This window comes from Draconibacterium mangrovi (assembly GCF_010586825.1).
Classification (GTDB): Bacteria; Bacteroidota; Bacteroidia; order Bacteroidales; family Prolixibacteraceae; genus Draconibacterium; species Draconibacterium mangrovi.
Genome location: NZ_JAAAGB010000001.1, coordinates 1208025 through 1224147 on the forward strand (window position 1 = coordinate 1208025; position 16123 = coordinate 1224147).

The window sequence follows — 16123 nt, forward strand, 5'->3', positions numbered from 1 at the left end:
TTTTTACCTGATTATCTTGTCGTGTTATGATTGAGGTTGTGCAATAAACACAACTCCCGGTTAATAAATGATGATTGAATTTTGGTGAAAAGAAAGTATGTATTGAGAATAGCTGCGAATTCAAAAGAATATTTAGTGCTTTTCGATTAGCTGTAACAACTTTACTGAGCCATATAACAAAGCCTAACATCAACAAAATGAATGCCTTTCTCATGTCCTGTTAAAATTTACATTTGATGAATTAATCACCAATCCAAAAGTAACACAGCTACTTATACCAATTGGAAAACCGGCCTGTCACCACCTCAAAACGGATTCATATTGTGGTCAGTAGAATATTTGATTTAGATCAAATACATGATTGACTTACTGATTAAGTACCAACTTTTTAACTATATTAGCCCCCTTTATAACTTTGATAATTATGCCATTAAACAAACTGGATAAATGTGTTGGATGTAGGTGCATGTCAGCACCTTTTAAGAAACTTACGAACGAAGAGTTGATTCAGATTAACCGAAACCGGGTTGAAGTAAATTTCAAAAAAGGAGAGATTATCGCAAAGCAGGGTGCCTTAGCAGCACACATCATTTACATTAAAAGTGGCCTGGTGAAAGTTTACCGCGAACATGCCAACGATGAATTGATATTATCCGTCGAAAACCAGGGCAAAATATTAGGCTTGCAGGCGCTCTATTCAAAAAATATTTATCCCTACTCTGTCAAAGCATATACCGATACCAGCGTTTGCCTTCACGATATAAAAACAATTGATTCATTTATTCACAATAATGCTGCGTTCAGCGCAAGCATTTTGCGTCATTTAAACGATGAGTCGTTGTTCTCGTACAACCGAATGGCTTGCCTAACCCTGAAACAATTACACGGCCGTTTTGCCGACTTACTTTTGTGTTTCAGCCTTCGTTTGTTCAAGCGAAAAAAGTTCAGTGTTCCGATCAGTAAAAAAGACATGGCTGCTATTACCAACATGTCGCAGGAAAGTCTTTCGCGTGTGATTAAGGAATTTGTTTCTGAAAATATTATCGAATTAAAAGGCAAAGAAATTACGATTCTTGATTTCGACCGGGTGCGCCATCTCAGCCAGGTAGGTTAACCTTTTTGTTTAATTTCCTCCAGTTTTTTTTCGTTTAAAATGGTAAGCACATTCTGTTCAAGTGCTATAATTCCCATTTCCTGGAATTCCTTTAATATCCGTGAAACGCTTTCGCGCGAAGTGCCAATTAATGCAGCAATTTCAGTTTGGGTAAGGTTTAAGGCAAAAGTGTTCTCGCCATAAACTTCGTTGGCGAAATAACTTATGGTATTAGCCAATCTGCCGGGTAACTGTTGCTGCACGTTTTTCACCAATCGGTCGAAATAATTCATTTCGTCGCTAAAAACTGTTGATAATACCTTCAGGGCAAACTCGCCGTTTTGTTGTAACAGACTGGCAAAACAATGTCTGTCGATAAAACACACTTCCGAGTTCGTTAATGTAATGGCCGAGAAATAATTGGTTTTTATGTTTTCATCCAGGTTCTGAATCCCAAGGTACGATCCCTGTTTTGAAACGCTCAGAATAAAATCTTTACCGCCGGCACCTTTTTTTACCAGTTTCACAAAACCTTTCCGAATATAAATGATATGCTGAACCGGCCCACCCTCTTTAAAAATAAGTTCGCCTTTTTTGTACGCTGTTTTTGCACATCCTCCTTCAAGAACACATAACTCATTGTTATCCAGAACAGAAACAGCTCCCGATTTTAGACTGCAATCAACACAGGTATTGGCAATTAAGTTCATCTGCAAACTTAAAATGTAATTAATATCACAATTATACGAGATTTATCTCACATTGTTTAATAAACCAATGTTCTTTATTGGTCGTATAATTGTAAAAACTTAATACGATGAATAAAATAGTGACATTAATCTGCTACAATTTAGGACTCTGGGGAATTTTAGGCTTTTTCGTCACCATAATCCTTGGCTTTATTTCATGCTGTGCCAATTTATCAAGTCAGGTATTTTTTATCAGCCTGATTTCATTTGCAGCCATAGGATTAGCCGCCACCACATTTTGTGTTGTACGCGGATGTAAAAAAGTACGATAAGCACCCGGCCTGTACAACAAGCTGTTTGTGTACCCTGGTTACTCATTAGTCGGAGCGTTTATTGCCTTAAAACCTTTCCAGTTTCGGATAAGCCTCGTGCCATGCTTTCCATCCTCCGTTAAGCGAATACACATGATCGTAACCCAGCATATTTAGCGACTTTGCAGCTAGTGCCGATCGGCTGCCACTGCGGCAATACAAAATTATAGTATCTGTTTTTTTAGGTAGCGCGTGATGAAAACCTTCCCAAACAGTTTCCTTTTCAATGTGCGATTCTAACACACCGCGTTGCACGAGGTAAGCTCCCGGAATATGTCCGGCCCGGTATTCATCTTCTGTACGCACGTCGATTAAAATATAGCCGGGCTTTCGGCTTTTCAGTCCTTCCACATATTGGTGATGAAATCCTTCCGCATCAAGCTCATCTATTTCCTGTTTTACGGCAGCAACCAATTCTTTATATCCGCTGTAAACCTTATTTTCCTGAGCAGATAGCACAGAAAACATCCCCATCATCAAAACGATGATAACCCCAAATTTCTTCATAATATCAAAGATTTTTTAAAACATTAACCGGTGAGAACAAGCACCAATCGCGCTCCTTCTATATAGAAACGTACAATAGTGTTTGCTCAAAAACAATTTCGGGGATTGAAGGTATAAAGAATTTCTGCCTTATTTTAAATTCCGAATCCTTAATTCGGTTTTGTTTTGATTTTTTAATAATTCAGCCAGTTCGTCGGTATTTGTTTCGCCGAAGTGATACGGATAAAGCACTTTGGGTTGAAACATTTTAGTGGCATCAGCCACCATTTTTGGGGTCATTGTATAAGGTAAGTTCATGGGCAGAAAAGCCACATCAATGTCTTTTAACCCGGCCATTTCCGGAATGTTTTCGGTATCGCCGGCAACGTACACTTTCTTATCGCCAAAATGAAGCACGTAACCATTTCCCACTCCTTTTGGGTGAAAAGGTTTCCCGGCTTCACGTTCGTGTTTTATATTGTAAGCGGGTACAGCATCCACTTTAATTCCGGCAAAAGTTCCCGATTCGCCATTACTTAGCACTTTGGTTCCGGTGTATTTTTCGTTGCAGGTTTTTGTGAGCACCACCTGGGTTTCCTCTTTCTTAACCGCATCAATTGCTTTGGCATCCAAATGGTCGCCGTGCTCGTGGGTTATCAGAATCAGATCCGCTTTTGGCATTGTTGCATAATCGGCATACCAGGATACCGGATCAATATGAATTACTTTCCCGTTAAATTGCATCATCAATGTTCCGTGAGCAATAAATGAAATTTCCAAATCGCCTTCTGAAGTCGCAATAACATCCTTTTCAAATTGCTGAGACTGTGCCGAAACAACGAATAAAAATAATGTTATGAGCGTAACTATATTCTTCATAACCTTTGATTTAAAATTTACCGTAAGATAGGTATAAAATCATTTTTTTGCATCTTCCTTTATAAAAAACAGAACATATGTATATGTTTCTGACATCATTTAATTTGTACTTTCGGAACAAAATTCAAAAACTATCTGATATGAAAAGATTATTTCTAGTGATTGCCATAATTGGCCTTGTTTTCTCGCTTTCGGCCAAAGAATATACGGTTGAATCTTCATCGGGGCAACTACAGGTAAAGGTGAATATTGACGAAACCGTTACTTACTCGGTGCTGCTAAACGGAACCCCGATTATTGCGCCATCGCAGATTTCGATGGAATTGAACGATGGAACAGTCTGGGGAGTGGACGCCAAAGTACGAAAAGCAAAAACCAACAGCGTGTCGCAGGTGCTAACTCCGGTTGTACAGCGAAAAAGCGCTACCATAAAAGACGAATACAAAGAACTGACTTTGACGTTTAAAGGTTATGCCTTGCAATTCAGGGCATACGACGATGGCGCTGCTTACCGTTGGGTGTCGGACAAAGATGGCGAATACAAAGTTAAAAGTGAGCTGGCCACTTTTACGTTCCCGACTGACAACAAACTTTGGTTTCCTGAAGAAGAAAGTATGATGACGCACCAGGAACGCGAATACCTGCGCGAAACACTGTCGAATATCGGTAGCGATCGTTTTGCTTCGACCGGTTTATTGGTTGACTGTGGAAATGGTGTTAAAACCTACATTTCGGAATCGAACCTGATGGATTACCCGGGAATGTTTTTGCGTGGTTGCGACGATAACAAATTTGCGTTGATTGGAAAATACCCCGGTGTGGTACTGGAAACCGAACAGCTGCGCGACCGCGATGTAAAACCAACAAAATACGCTGATTATATTGCCGAATGTAACGGCCCGCGCGATTTCCCATGGCGTGCCATGGTAATTACTGAGAACGATGGACAGTTGATAGAAACAGAAATGATATACAAACTTGCCCCTGAGTGCAGATTGGAGAATACCGACTGGATCAAGCCGGGTAAAGTGGCATGGGACTGGTGGAATGCCAATAATATTTACGGTGTTGATTTTGTGGCAGGCGTAAATACCCAAACCTACAAATACTTCATCGATTTTGCGTCGAAATACGGATTGGAATATATCATTCTGGACGAAGGCTGGTATGAACTTTCTGATATTCTGAAACTGGAAAAAGATGTGGATGTAAAAGAGATCATCGATTACGGAAAAGAAAAAAATGTTGACGTAATTCTTTGGGTTGTTTGGAAAGCCATGGATGATAAACTGGAGGAAGCACTTGATCAGTTTCAGGCTTGGGGCGCCAAAGGTATTAAAATGGACTTTATGCAACGCGACGACCAGTGGATGGTAAATTTTTACGAAAAAATTGCCCGCAAATGTGCCGAACACGAATTGTTGGTTGATTTCCACGGAGCTTACAAACCAAGTGGTTTAGATCGTGCTTACCCAAACGTAATTTCGTACGAGGGAGTTAAAGGAATGGAAAATACAAAATGGTCGAACTTACCCGATCCGGAGCATGATGTAACTTTGCCTTTTATTCGTATGGTTGCCGGTCCGATGGATTATACTCCGGGGGCAATGATCAATAAAACAAAAGAGAATTTCGCGCAGGTATTTACCGAGCCAATGAGCCAGGGAACACGCTGCCACCAGTTGGCTTTGTACCCTGTTTTTGAAAGCCCGCTGCAAATGTTGGCCGATAATCCATCGAACTATTACCGCGAACCGGAATGTATGGAGTTCCTTTCAGCGGTTCCATCGGTTTGGGACGAAACCCAGGTGTTGGAAGCTAAAGTTAGCGACTACATTGCCGTTGCACGTCGTTCGGGAGAAACCTGGTATGTGGGTGCTTTAACCGACTGGGATCCTCGCGAATTGGATTTAAAACTCGATTTCCTTGCCGAAGGAACGTACACCATGAAAGTGTGGAAAGACGGACTGAACGCCGATAAACATGCTGCCGATTTTGCACAGGAAACTGTTGAAGTAACTGCAGGATCAACTGTAAAAGTTAAAATGGCTCCCGGTGGTGGCTGGGCGGCTATTATTGAGAAGAAATAGGTTTGAGTTTCGAGACACGAGTTTCGAGTTATAGAAAAATGCCATCCTTGATGAGATTTCTCATGGGGATGGCATTTTTTTGTCCCCCTTGGCGAAGTGCCTGTCCCGATCTCGGTATCGGGAGGGAATAAGGGGGATTGAAATTCGTTTACACAAAAATTTATACATCACAGTAATCCTCCGTCTCGATGCTGTGATCGGGACACCTCCTTTAAATAAAGGAGGATGAGATCAATGTAACTCGGCAGCGTTCAGCAACCAAACAAAAACAGCGGGCGACTAATAAATAATAGTCGCCCGCTGAATTATTTTATGTAAGGTAAATCTACTTTTTACTTTTCTTGCAGTACGTATTTTAGTGTAAATAAAAGGGTCTCTCCCTTGTATTCCGGAATATTTACTGTAGGGAGTTGCAATAACAAGGTTTTGGCTGCGCGATCAAGTTTTTCCTGTGCATCTTCAACTGTAGTTCCTGACACTTCTTTTGGTTTATAACCAATTGCTACCACCTCATCAACCTGAATTGCATTTTTACTTCCGGTCTCTTTAACCGATACTACAGCTCCTTGCTTATTCACTTTTACATACATTTTACTTTCACCGGTTATGTTGGCTTCCCGTAATTCAGCTGGATATTTCATCCGTTTCGCAATAAACTTGCGTAACTCCAAATCAGAGGTAATTTCTTCCGGTCTTGTGCTAATGAGTATCACCCCGTCTTTAGCTTCTGCACCATAAATACCAACTGCCGAAGCATCTTTTAAAACGTCGATTGACTGAATACTTTTAGGATCAATATCATCCATGTCGCCGGAATATTTTTCGCCGTCGAGAAAGATCAGTGGCGATTTTCCACCAAGATCAGCTGAACCTTTCAGTTTAATCGAAATGGCTCCGTTTTTAGCGATTGGTCCGTATATTTTAGTCGCACTTTCGTCTTTCAGCACTTCCATTGATTCAATGGTTTTCGGATCGATATCATTAATATCGCCATCGTAAGGAATACCTTCAACAAGTATCACAGCATCATCCATCATAGCTTTTGCAGCTTCTTTGGTTGTAACAATGACTACTCCGTTTTTCCCTCCAACCGATCCATATAATGCTGTAGCTTGTATTCCTTTTAAAACAGAAACACTTTCAATTTCGTTCGGATCAATTGATTTAATTTCAGCAACCGGTTTCCCATCAACAATATATAGCGGGTCCTCAGAATTACCTGCAATATGTACCCGAACGCTTTCCAACGGCTCATTCTTTGTTTGCTGTTTTCCGTAGCCAATCACTTTCACCTCATCAGTTTTTCCGCTGCTATCAGCTTTTAGTTTTACATCCAGCTGAGTTTTTCCATTTACTGCAGTTTCTTTCTTATCAAAACCAAGCATCATAAATACCAGTTCGCCAAATTTGTCGTCTGATTGTAATACATAATTTCCATTTATATCCGTGATGGTTCCAATGGATGTACCTTTCATTAACACTGCAGTTCCGGCAAGTGGTTTCCCGTTTTCATCGGTAACTTTTCCTTTTACCATATTGGCTTTGGTCTTCACGGCCATTACTTCCGCCGTTTCCGGTTTTCCGCTACCGTCGGCTTTTAGCTGAACATCAAGTTCTGATTTCCCATCAATTGCCACCTCTTTTTGGGCATAACCGATCATCATAAACACCAGCGTACTGTTTTTATCGGTTTCGATTTTATAGTTTCCTGAGAAATCGGAAATAGTACCAACTGTAGATCCTTTTACCAACACGGCTGCTGCCGGAAGTCCATCGCCATTTTCGTTGGTGATTTTTCCTGAGACAGTGTGTTCCGCCGCTACTACTATTCCATATGGCGATTGTTTCGATTCAATATCACTTTTAGTCAGCACCACATTGATTTCCTCACTGTTAGCCGGAACTTTTCTGAACTCATAACCCAACATATTAAAAACAAGTACTGCATCTTCGTTGGCTACATTTATCACGTAATTTCCTGAAAAATCGGAAATAGTACCGGTTGTGGTTCCTTCTATCAGCACTGCCACTGCAGGAATTGGTTCACCTTTGTCGTTGGTAATTTTTCCTTTAACGGTAAGTTCCGAAGTTAGTGTTCCGTTAACGGCCTGTTCAAAATCAGTATTGGTTCCGGGAACATAGTCGCTGGTTTGAATGTAGTAAACACCGTCCTCTTTCGGATTTATATCGAACGACAGCGCATTGGCAACCACTTTGTCTTCAAGGCCAAGTGCATTTATAACTTCACCCCCATCAAATCCATTGGCAAAATCAAGTTTGATCAAATCGGGGTGATCGGCAGGAAGTTCAACACCATCAACAACTACTTTTAGCTCTCCGGCATCGTGAAGCACTTCGGTTCGTACTTCTTTGTTCGACAAACCCATAACCAAAATGGCCAGCAGGGGCAGTACAACCAGCTGTTTCAGCAGGCTGTATCGATTTTCTGTTTTCTTTTTCATCATGATAATACGGTTTTTTAATTGTGAGCCGTTAAGCGCAGTCAAAAAGGGAGCTACTCCTTTTTTATGCGCTAATCCTACCATGGCCAATTGATAAGCTTCGGCATTATGATTTTGGGCTACCTGATGATCAGTCAGGTATTCCAGGTTATTTCGCATCGCATCGCGGGTTAACCAGGCAAACGGGTTAAACCACTGGAAGAGGAACAAGAGCTCGGCAAAAAGAATATCGAGCGTATGATGTTCCCTTACGTGAATCATTTCGTGATCGACGATCATTTTCAGATCGGGATTCTTCAATGTTTTTTCCGACAGCACGATTCGCGAGAAGAATGAGAATGGATGCACATCTTTCTGTGTAAGGTTAACTTGTGCTCCAAACAATTCTTTCAGGCGGCAAAAACGGATAATATTCATGGCTTTGAGGTGCCCGATCAACAGATTCAGGAGAAATACAAAGATTCCGAGTGCATAAATCGCCAACAGGTAATGATACCATTCGAAGGTAAATTGCGGTTCGGTTGCCACAGCGGCCTCAGGCAGAAAAGCAAAACCAGTTGAAGCAGCTGCAGGAATCGGCTGTATATAATTCACTTTGGTAAACGTAATCAGCGGAATAAGGAAACTTACCAAAAACGACACCGGCAAAAAAATCCGGTTGAACAGAAAATGTTTCTGGTGCTGGAAAAGAGCCAGGTAAGCCAGGTAAAAAGCACCCAGCGCCAAAGCCGCCTTTCCGATATAGAGGATAAAATCTTCCATTACTTTTTGTTTTTTATGAGCTTAACCAATTCGTCGATCTCGTCTTCCGACAGGTTTTTCTCTTTTACAAAAAAGGCCACGGCACTTTTGTACGAGTTATCGAAATAGTCACTCACCACCTGGTTCATAAACGAGCGGCGGTAATCTTCTTTCGAGATAAGCGGAAAATACTGATAGGTATTGCCGTATTGTTTAAAACCGATCACACCTTTATCCTGCAACAAACGCACCAACGACGAAATGGTGTTGTAATGTGGTTTTGGCTCGGGATACAACTCAACAATGTCTTTTACAAATGCTTTTTCCAGATTCCAGAGGATCTTCATCAACTCCTCTTCCTTTTTTGTTAGTTTTTTCATTTTTCCTTCTTTTCAAGTTTGTTGTCATTTCGAGCGAGGAACGAACTAGAAATCGTTTTCCTAAGAATTGAGATTTCTCCTCCCCTGTCGTCGAAATGACATTTCGCTCAACATGAAGACAAACATACAACTGATTTTTCAGTTTCGCAACTGATTTTTCAGTTATTAAACGAATTTATCAGTTGCTCTTGTACTGATCAACCTCAAAACCCCATGGAATAAGTACTTCTTCGGAGATAAAAAAATGCCATTCTTTTAAAAAGAACGGCATTTCATAGTATTGTTTTTGCGTATTATCGTTAAAATTCTCCTCCACCCATGTCCATTCCGCCATCGCCGCCACGGTCGCCGCCACGATCTTCTTTAAAGTTGTTAATCTTGTAGCTCAATGTAAGCATTACTACACGTGGTTCACGTTCAAAACGAAACCAGCTTTTAAAGTCGTCGCCATAGCTTGTACGTTCAAAACGACCAGTTCCCAAAGGATCGCGAACGCTAACGGTTGCCGATAGTTTTTTATTCATAAACTCCTGGCGATACGAGATATTGGTGAAGAACATGGCACCGCTTTCGCCCTGCGCTGATACTGACTTCCCGCGGAAGAATGCATTTACCTGGAGACGTGAACTTTCAGCGAGTTTAAATGTGGTATTCATACGTCCGCCCCAGTTGGTACTTTGCCGGTCGATTGATTCGCCATTCAACTCGCCGGTAATTTTATAATCGTAAACGTTCACACTGGTATTAACGGTTAACCATTTTTTGTAACTCAGGTTTCCGGTAACTTCAAGACCGGTGCTGTAGTCTTTATCAAAATTGTCGGTGTACATGTAAAAAATACCGTCTTCGCCCAATTCCTGTGTGCGGTCGATTTTATTGTTGGTTACCCTGCGAAACACATCGGCCGAAACAAACGAACGTGATTCACCAAAGCGTTTCATAAAACCAAGTTCGTACGAGTTGGTGTATTCAGGTTCCAAATCAGGATTACCAAAACGAATGGTGTAACGGTTGTAATAATTCGGTGTAGGGTCAAGATCTCTGCCACTTGGTCGGTTTATCCTTCGGCTGTAGCTGGCGGTAACATCAGCCGTTTGCGCTAAAGGATACGAAAAGTGTGCCGTTGGAAACAAATCGAAACGATTTAACGACGACACATTTTCAGCACTTGTATTTTTTATTTCACGAACGGTCAACTCTCCACGCAAACCGGCCATGTAAGCAAGTTTGCCCACCTTGTTGCTGTATGTAGAATAAGCTGCGTGTATATCGCGTTGAAAATCGGTAGCGCTCGAATATTTATCATTTATAATCCAGCTGTCGCTTGCCTGGTCGTAATCGCGAAATTCGAGTGTCTCGTTTTCGCTTTCCAGGCGCCCCTGGTAACCGGCCTCAAAACGGCCATCTTCGCTAAACGGATAGGTATAATCGAGTTTTAAACGAATATCTTGCTCATCCTCGGTTTCAAATGTCGAAACATTCGACAGGTACTCGTTGGTAGGATTAAAATTTTCGTCGGCCAGCAATTCAGCTTCTATTTCACTGTCAGTTCCGGTCTCATCCGAATAGTAGGCCGTAGCCTCAATGCGGTGTCCGTTATCATCGAAGTTATGTTGGAAATTCATGTTCAGCGTATAAAAGTCGTTGTTACGTTCCGAGGTCTCTTCGCTGATTGAAAGAATTTGTTCCGAGGCCGGAACCGTAAAATTTTCTGTTCGCCCACCACCTTCGTTTCCTCGTTCCGAGGTTCCGGTTTCTCCCGAGAGGGTTAAAGTTGTGTTGGTTCCTAAATAAAAATCGGCACCTCCCTTAAAACGGTGTCCGCCACGAATCCATTTGCGGTCGCCACCCATATTCAAAAATTCAGTAGTATCTTTGTAATACGTTTCACGTTCCGAAGCCATTTCTCCGTTGTTGATTTCATCACTCCAGTCGGCACCAAAAAACAGATTTAGTTTTTCAAAACGGTAATTCAGCATAAAATCGCCGCGGTATTTTTCGCCCGTTCCAACACTTGTGTTTACAATACCATTCAGTCCGTTCATCGAGTTCTTTTTCATTACCAGGTTAATGATACCTGCCGCACCATCCGGCTCATATTTTGCCGATGGATTGGTAATGATCTCAATATTCTCGATCGCCGAAGAAGGAATCTGACGCAATGCATCGCTTCCGCTCAAAACACTTGGCCGGCCGTCAATCAATACGGTAAAATTTCCCGACCCGCGCAACGATACATTTCCTTCGATGTCAACCTGAATCGAAGGCGTGTTTTCCAAAACATCGACGGCTGTACCGCCAATAGCACTGATTACCTGGCTAACATTCACCACTTTTTTATCGAGTTTGTATTCCACTGCAGCTTTGTCGGCCACCACGTTAACCTCGCCAATGGCAACGGTTGAAGGAGCGAGGTTAATTTCGCCCAAATTATATATACGGTTGCTGCGGTCGAGCTTAATATCTTCAACATTTTCCTCATTGAAACCAATAAAATTAGCCACAAGGTAATAATCACCATATTCTAAATTTGTTATTTCAAATACGCCTTTTTCGTTGGTAATACCTCCGGTTACAAGGGTTGAATCGGTCTCTTTGTAGACGGCTATATTGGCAAATTCCATAGGGGTTTCCGTATCCTTTTCTACGATCGTACCAACGATCTTTCCCTTACCATCGTCGTTTGGGTCGTTCTCTTTTACCGGGTCTTCAATTAATGCATAAGAATTCACCCCAATAAATAGAAGGGCGATTAAAATTACGTTCTTCAAGTACTTCATTTCTGTTTAAATTGTTTCCTTTTGTTTGTTTTCACTATAATAAGACCGTTTATTCTTTATTTAGTTTAATCCAAGCGTGTTAAATAGTTGTTAACGTATTTCAACGCTTTTGGGGCTAGTTAGAAGGTTTAGTTGTTCTGTTGTTCAGATTGTTTCGTGATCTTCCCATCTCGAAAAACCATTACAACTGCAAAATAGGTAGGCGCTAAAAAAAAAATGCCACCCCTCCGGATGGCATTCTACCAAAACTTAAAATCTATGGAAAAAGTGCCTTCTGCTCCTTAATCCATAAGGAGTGCAAAAGTAAAACGAATCGAATCATGACAAATTAAGACATCAGATTGATGCTTTATTTTAATAAATTTTAAGATTTAGGTTAACATTTAGGATATATAAGCCCCAAAATTCACGCTGCATTTTACAGCATATACTTTGTTATACTTATTCGTTCGTTTAACTTTGCTTTCATCAAGTCTTAAAAACTACTTATCATGAACGAACAAGTAAATCACCGGCAAGTACCACCACCTAATTACCTGGTATTTGCGATTCTTACCACCCTGTTTTGCGGAAAAATATTTGGGATTGTAGCCATTGTTTTTGCCGCGCAGGTAAATTCGCACTGGAATGCCGGAAATTACGAGGCAGCCCTGTCGGCAAGTAGAAATGCCAAATTATGGGCCTGGGTGTCGTTTGCAGCCGGTTTGGCCTGGATAATTTTAGCAGTAACACTATCGATTTTTGGTGTACTTGCAGGAATAATGCAGGGAGCTTTTAATTAATAATAAATGAAACGAACAATCAATAGCATACTGCTACTCGTAATTATTGGAGTAGCAGTTCTTTTTTTTGTACTCGACCCTGCCCAACACGAAATATTCCCGCAGTGCCTGTTTCATTCGTTAACCGGGGGCTATTGCCCGGGATGCGGGTCGCAACGCGCTTTACACAGTTTATTGCATTTAGATTTTGCCGGTGTGATTGGGTATAACTTTTTGTTTCTTCCGGCGGCATTATTTATTTTGTATCACTACTTGTATCCTCTACTGAATAAAGCTTTTGGGTGGAAACTACCTAACTTGTTTTACAAAAAACAAACGCCCTTAATTGTTTTAGCCATAGTTGTTCTGTTTTGGATAGCACGAAATCTTCCCTGGTATCCGTTTAATGTACTTGCACCTGTGGGATAGGCACAAAAAAACGGATGCGAAAACGCACCCGTTTATGTATTTAACTTGGTTAGGATCACTTCACGAATGAAGCGTCATTTAAATAATCGAAACATTTTTCAACACCTTCAAACTGTGTCATACTTCCGCCTCTGATTCCTTCCAGTTCCACATAAAAACCGTCCAGCCCATTTTCGTACGCTTTGTTAAAGATGTTTTTAAAGTTCATCATTCCCGACTGGCCAAGAACCGAGCGGTCTTTAATATGCAGTACAGGGAATCTGCCGGCATACTTTTCGAAGTATTCCAACGGATCGTTTGCGCCCATAACCGTCCAGTAAACATCCATTTCGAAGAATACCAAATCCGGATCGGTACCGTTCAGGAACAAGTCGTAAATTACATCACCCACAGGCATCCAAGGGTTACTTGGTTTATCCTTGTCTTCCGGTTTTACAACACGGCCGAATTCCATGCTGTGGTTGTGGTACCCGAACTTAATTCCGGCTGATTTTGCAATTTCACCGGCCTTGTTAAACGATTCGCAAACCACCTTTACGGCATCATGTGTTGGCACATTCGGCATCATTGGCTGAACCAAAGTTTTTACTCCAAATTTCACATGGTCTTCAACGGTTTGTTTCCAGAAATCGGCAATCTCACCGAGTTTATCTTTGGTGATATCGCGGGTAGGAGGATTTACGTGCGAGCTGGTTATTTTCAAACCTGCATCGTCGGCCAGTTTTTTGTATTCTTCAACCGAATATTCTCCCATTTTGCGATTGCCGTATCCGGCCAGTTCAATAGTGCTATAGCCGATATCTTTTATTTTTTTCAAGCCATTTGGAACATCGGCAGTCAATTCCCGTCCCAGAGAATAAATCTGTAACCCGATTTCCTTTTGACCCATGCCAACCATGGCGGCAGCACTGGCAGGCTTAATGGAGCCAGCTACCATACCTCCGGCAGTGAGCAGCCCCATCCTTTTCAAAAATTCTCTTTTATTCATTTCGTTTTTAGTTGGTTGATTTATAGTTTATACGAACCACGATATTGGTAATCATACAAACGGTGGTTCCATGCTTCTTTATCGGTTCCGAAGCTATGCGTTGCAGGATTCCATTTTACCGAACGTTGTAATTCAGTAGCCATATTTCCTAAACAACAAGTGATTGCTGTACTTGCACCTACTTCAACCGGAGCAATTGGTTTTTGTCGGGAACGTACACAGCTGATGAAATCTTCCATGTGAGGAGAACTGATCTCGAAGCTGCCACCACCTTTTGCCTGTGCTTTCTGCATTTCTTCGAACATCTTTCTGCGCTCTTCAGGAGTAAGGTTCTGTGGACGGCGGCCTCTTAACTTATCAGGAATCAAATCTGATTTTGAACAAGCCAGGTATCCACGAGCTACTTCAATCCAACCATCGTCGCCGATGAATTTAATACCCTGCGCATTTGGCATATCTTCCAGGTACGGTTGTTCTGTCATCACAACACCATTCAGGTACTTAAATGTCAGGTAATCTGCGCCATCAACTCCTTTAGGGATAATTTCTGCAGGACCCGAACCGTCCATACCAATAGCAGCTTGTGCAATATCGAACATGTGCGCACCCCAATCTGCGGTAAATCCGTTACCGGTTTCGCGGTACCAACGCCATGCCCCCCACAATTTTTCTCTTTCCGCGGGATCGAGAGAAATAGGAGGACAAAGATCTGAATGATAATGAATTTTAGGATCATTCAATGGTCCCATCCAAAGGTTGAAATTCAGGTTAGCAGGAACTTGCATCTCTGGTAAATCAAGCGGTGCTGGTGGATCGCCAACTTTAGCGTAAACTTTGTCGATATGACCGATAGCACCACTCTGAACCAATGCAATTGCTTTTTGGAATTCAGCACTTGAACGCTGCTGACTACCTACCTGAACAATACGTTTTGTATCGTTTGCCACGCGAACCATTTTTTCGGCTTCGGTAATGGTAAAAGAAAGTGGTTTTTGAACATATACGTCTTTACCGGCCTGGCAAGCGTGAATGGTCATTAAAGCATGCCAATGGTCAGGAGAACAAACTTCTACTGCATCGATGTCTTTGCGCTCAAGAAGTTCTTCATATTGTTCATACTTATCAACGCGAGGTGACAAACCCAACGATTGTTGCCACTCTTCAACAGTACGTTTAAAACGTTCTGTTTTCATGCTGTCAACATCGCAACCTGCAACAACTTCTACTCCGGGAACTGCCGAGAAACTGCGGAAGTCATTCATACCTTGCTGTCCAAGGCCAATAAAACCCATTGTTACTCTGTCGCTTGGAGCGATTTTAATACCGTTGATAGTCCAACTTGGAAGGATGGTCAAACTGGATAATCCCAGTGCTGAAAGACCCAGAAATTTCCTTCTGTCTAATTGATTCGATTTCTTTGAATCCATAGGTTTAGATTTTTATTAGTGATCAAATGTTTTTCGAAATTGGACACAAGATAATTTAATTTGTCAAAAAGACGCAATGAAAAATTAAAAAATGCATGCTCCTCTGGTTAACCTTAAGTTATTTAGAAACCTTCAAAGAAAACAAATATTGTTGAAGCGGTTTTTTAAGTTGCTCAAAATCTGAATAATGAATCAACCGGACGTCCTTACAACCTGCAATCATTGCCGACAGATTAGCATTAGCTCCTTCGCGAAAAAGGCACAACACCGGTTTACCCATTTCCACGGCACGGCCAATTTCGTAACCAACTCCCATCGACACTGCGGTTACTTCGGCCACAATTACATCGGAACTTTGCAGCCATTCCAAATCACGATCGTGAATAAACTGATCGTTTGGTCCGTCGTCGCCGGCATTTGTTAACGAGGGATCGCCAACGTGCTCGGTAAGTACTTCTCCAAAGGTTTTCAGGTACTGAATGATTTGTTCGTAAAGGCCGGCGTCTTGTCTGCCTCCACGTATTGAACCGGCAAAATAGATCTTCAT

The 16123-nt window shown here is 41.6% G+C and carries 13 protein-coding genes; 4 read left to right on the top strand and 9 right to left on the bottom strand.

Translation table 11 applies throughout. The features are described from left to right. Positions 1-424: 424 nt before the first annotated feature. Positions 425-1114 (top strand): Crp/Fnr family transcriptional regulator, encoded by a 690-nt coding sequence (locus tag G4420_RS04935; RefSeq protein ID WP_163322443.1) that lies wholly within the window; start codon positions 425-427, stop codon positions 1112-1114. On the opposite strand, the gene G4420_RS04940 is transcribed toward G4420_RS04935, so the two are convergent. From G4420_RS04940 to G4420_RS04950, 3 genes are all read right to left on the bottom strand, one after another. Next, complete coding sequence (locus G4420_RS04940) at positions 1111-1803, bottom strand: Crp/Fnr family transcriptional regulator (protein ID WP_163322444.1); 693 nt, start codon at positions 1801-1803, stop codon at positions 1111-1113. The genes G4420_RS04935 and G4420_RS04940 overlap by 4 nt on opposite strands. Before the next feature lie 377 nt (positions 1804-2180). Next, positions 2181-2660 carry a rhodanese-like domain-containing protein gene (locus G4420_RS04945; RefSeq protein ID WP_163322445.1) on the bottom strand — a complete coding sequence of 160 codons (480 nt, stop codon included), beginning with the start codon at positions 2658-2660 and terminating at the stop codon, positions 2181-2183. A 129-nt stretch (positions 2661-2789) separates the two neighbouring features. Then, positions 2790-3518: an MBL fold metallo-hydrolase gene (locus G4420_RS04950; RefSeq protein ID WP_163322446.1), complete on the bottom strand. Its 729-nt coding sequence runs from the start codon at positions 3516-3518 to the stop codon at positions 2790-2792. 140 nt (positions 3519-3658) lie between these two features. On the opposite strand from G4420_RS04950, the gene G4420_RS04955 reads away from it, so the two are divergent. Further along, positions 3659-5608 carry a glycoside hydrolase family 97 protein gene (locus tag G4420_RS04955; RefSeq protein ID WP_163322447.1) on the top strand — a complete coding sequence of 650 codons (1950 nt, stop codon included), beginning with the start codon at positions 3659-3661 and terminating at the stop codon, positions 5606-5608. Positions 5609-5940: 332 nt separating this feature from the next. Here G4420_RS04955 and G4420_RS04960 read toward each other — a convergent pair whose 3' ends face one another. From G4420_RS04960 to G4420_RS04970, 3 genes are all read right to left on the bottom strand, one after another. Further along, complete coding sequence (locus tag G4420_RS04960; RefSeq protein ID WP_163322448.1) at positions 5941-8832, bottom strand: carboxypeptidase-like regulatory domain-containing protein; 2892 nt, start codon at positions 8830-8832, stop codon at positions 5941-5943. Next, complete coding sequence (locus tag G4420_RS04965; protein WP_163322449.1) at positions 8832-9191, bottom strand: BlaI/MecI/CopY family transcriptional regulator; 360 nt, start codon at positions 9189-9191, stop codon at positions 8832-8834. The genes G4420_RS04960 and G4420_RS04965 overlap by 1 nt, the downstream gene beginning before the upstream one ends. A 299-nt stretch (positions 9192-9490) precedes the next feature. Continuing rightward, positions 9491-11971: an outer membrane beta-barrel family protein gene (locus G4420_RS04970; protein WP_163322450.1), complete on the bottom strand. Its 2481-nt coding sequence runs from the start codon at positions 11969-11971 to the stop codon at positions 9491-9493. Positions 11972-12462: 491 nt separating this feature from the next. Between G4420_RS04970 and G4420_RS04975 the strand changes: the two genes are divergently transcribed. Both G4420_RS04975 and G4420_RS04980 read left to right on the top strand, forming a co-directional pair. After that, positions 12463-12753: a CD225/dispanin family protein gene (locus G4420_RS04975; RefSeq protein WP_163322451.1), complete on the top strand. Its 291-nt coding sequence runs from the start codon at positions 12463-12465 to the stop codon at positions 12751-12753. Between the two features lie 6 nt (positions 12754-12759). Then, a complete protein-coding gene (locus tag G4420_RS04980; RefSeq protein WP_163322452.1) occupies positions 12760-13161 on the top strand; it encodes a DUF2752 domain-containing protein in 402 nt (133 codons plus the stop codon). A gap of 55 nt (positions 13162-13216) precedes the next feature. Here G4420_RS04980 and G4420_RS04985 read toward each other — a convergent pair whose 3' ends face one another. From G4420_RS04985 to G4420_RS04995, 3 genes are all read right to left on the bottom strand, one after another. Then, positions 13217-14149: a sugar phosphate isomerase/epimerase family protein gene (locus G4420_RS04985; RefSeq protein WP_163322453.1), complete on the bottom strand. Its 933-nt coding sequence runs from the start codon at positions 14147-14149 to the stop codon at positions 13217-13219. A 20-nt stretch (positions 14150-14169) separates the two neighbouring features. Continuing rightward, positions 14170-15576: a Gfo/Idh/MocA family protein gene (locus G4420_RS04990; RefSeq protein WP_163322454.1), complete on the bottom strand. Its 1407-nt coding sequence runs from the start codon at positions 15574-15576 to the stop codon at positions 14170-14172. A 118-nt stretch (positions 15577-15694) separates the two neighbouring features. Continuing rightward, positions 15695-16123, bottom strand: coding sequence for a nucleoside 2-deoxyribosyltransferase (locus G4420_RS04995; RefSeq protein WP_163322455.1), 429 nt, complete (start codon positions 16121-16123; stop codon positions 15695-15697).

Excerpts from the sequence above, each read along its gene's own strand:
- G4420_RS04935 (WP_163322443.1), top strand. The coding sequence starts at position 425 with ATGCCATTAAACAAACTGGATAAATGTGTTGGATGTAGGTGCATGTCA.
- G4420_RS04940 (WP_163322444.1), bottom strand. The coding sequence starts at position 1,803 with ATGAACTTAATTGCCAATACCTGTGTTGATTGCAGTCTAAAATCGGGA.
- G4420_RS04945 (WP_163322445.1), bottom strand. The coding sequence starts at position 2,660 with ATGAAGAAATTTGGGGTTATCATCGTTTTGATGATGGGGATGTTTTCT.
- G4420_RS04950 (WP_163322446.1), bottom strand. The coding sequence starts at position 3,518 with ATGAAGAATATAGTTACGCTCATAACATTATTTTTATTCGTTGTTTCG.
- G4420_RS04955 (WP_163322447.1), top strand. The coding sequence starts at position 3,659 with ATGAAAAGATTATTTCTAGTGATTGCCATAATTGGCCTTGTTTTCTCG.
- G4420_RS04960 (WP_163322448.1), bottom strand. The coding sequence starts at position 8,832 with ATGGAAGATTTTATCCTCTATATCGGAAAGGCGGCTTTGGCGCTGGGT.
- G4420_RS04965 (WP_163322449.1), bottom strand. The coding sequence starts at position 9,191 with ATGAAAAAACTAACAAAAAAGGAAGAGGAGTTGATGAAGATCCTCTGG.
- G4420_RS04970 (WP_163322450.1), bottom strand. The coding sequence starts at position 11,971 with ATGAAGTACTTGAAGAACGTAATTTTAATCGCCCTTCTATTTATTGGG.
- G4420_RS04975 (WP_163322451.1), top strand. The coding sequence starts at position 12,463 with ATGAACGAACAAGTAAATCACCGGCAAGTACCACCACCTAATTACCTG.
- G4420_RS04980 (WP_163322452.1), top strand. The coding sequence starts at position 12,760 with ATGAAACGAACAATCAATAGCATACTGCTACTCGTAATTATTGGAGTA.
- G4420_RS04985 (WP_163322453.1), bottom strand. The coding sequence starts at position 14,149 with ATGAATAAAAGAGAATTTTTGAAAAGGATGGGGCTGCTCACTGCCGGA.
- G4420_RS04990 (WP_163322454.1), bottom strand. The coding sequence starts at position 15,576 with ATGGATTCAAAGAAATCGAATCAATTAGACAGAAGGAAATTTCTGGGT.
- G4420_RS04995 (WP_163322455.1), bottom strand. The coding sequence starts at position 16,123 with ATGAAGATCTATTTTGCCGGTTCAATACGTGGAGGCAGACAAGACGCC.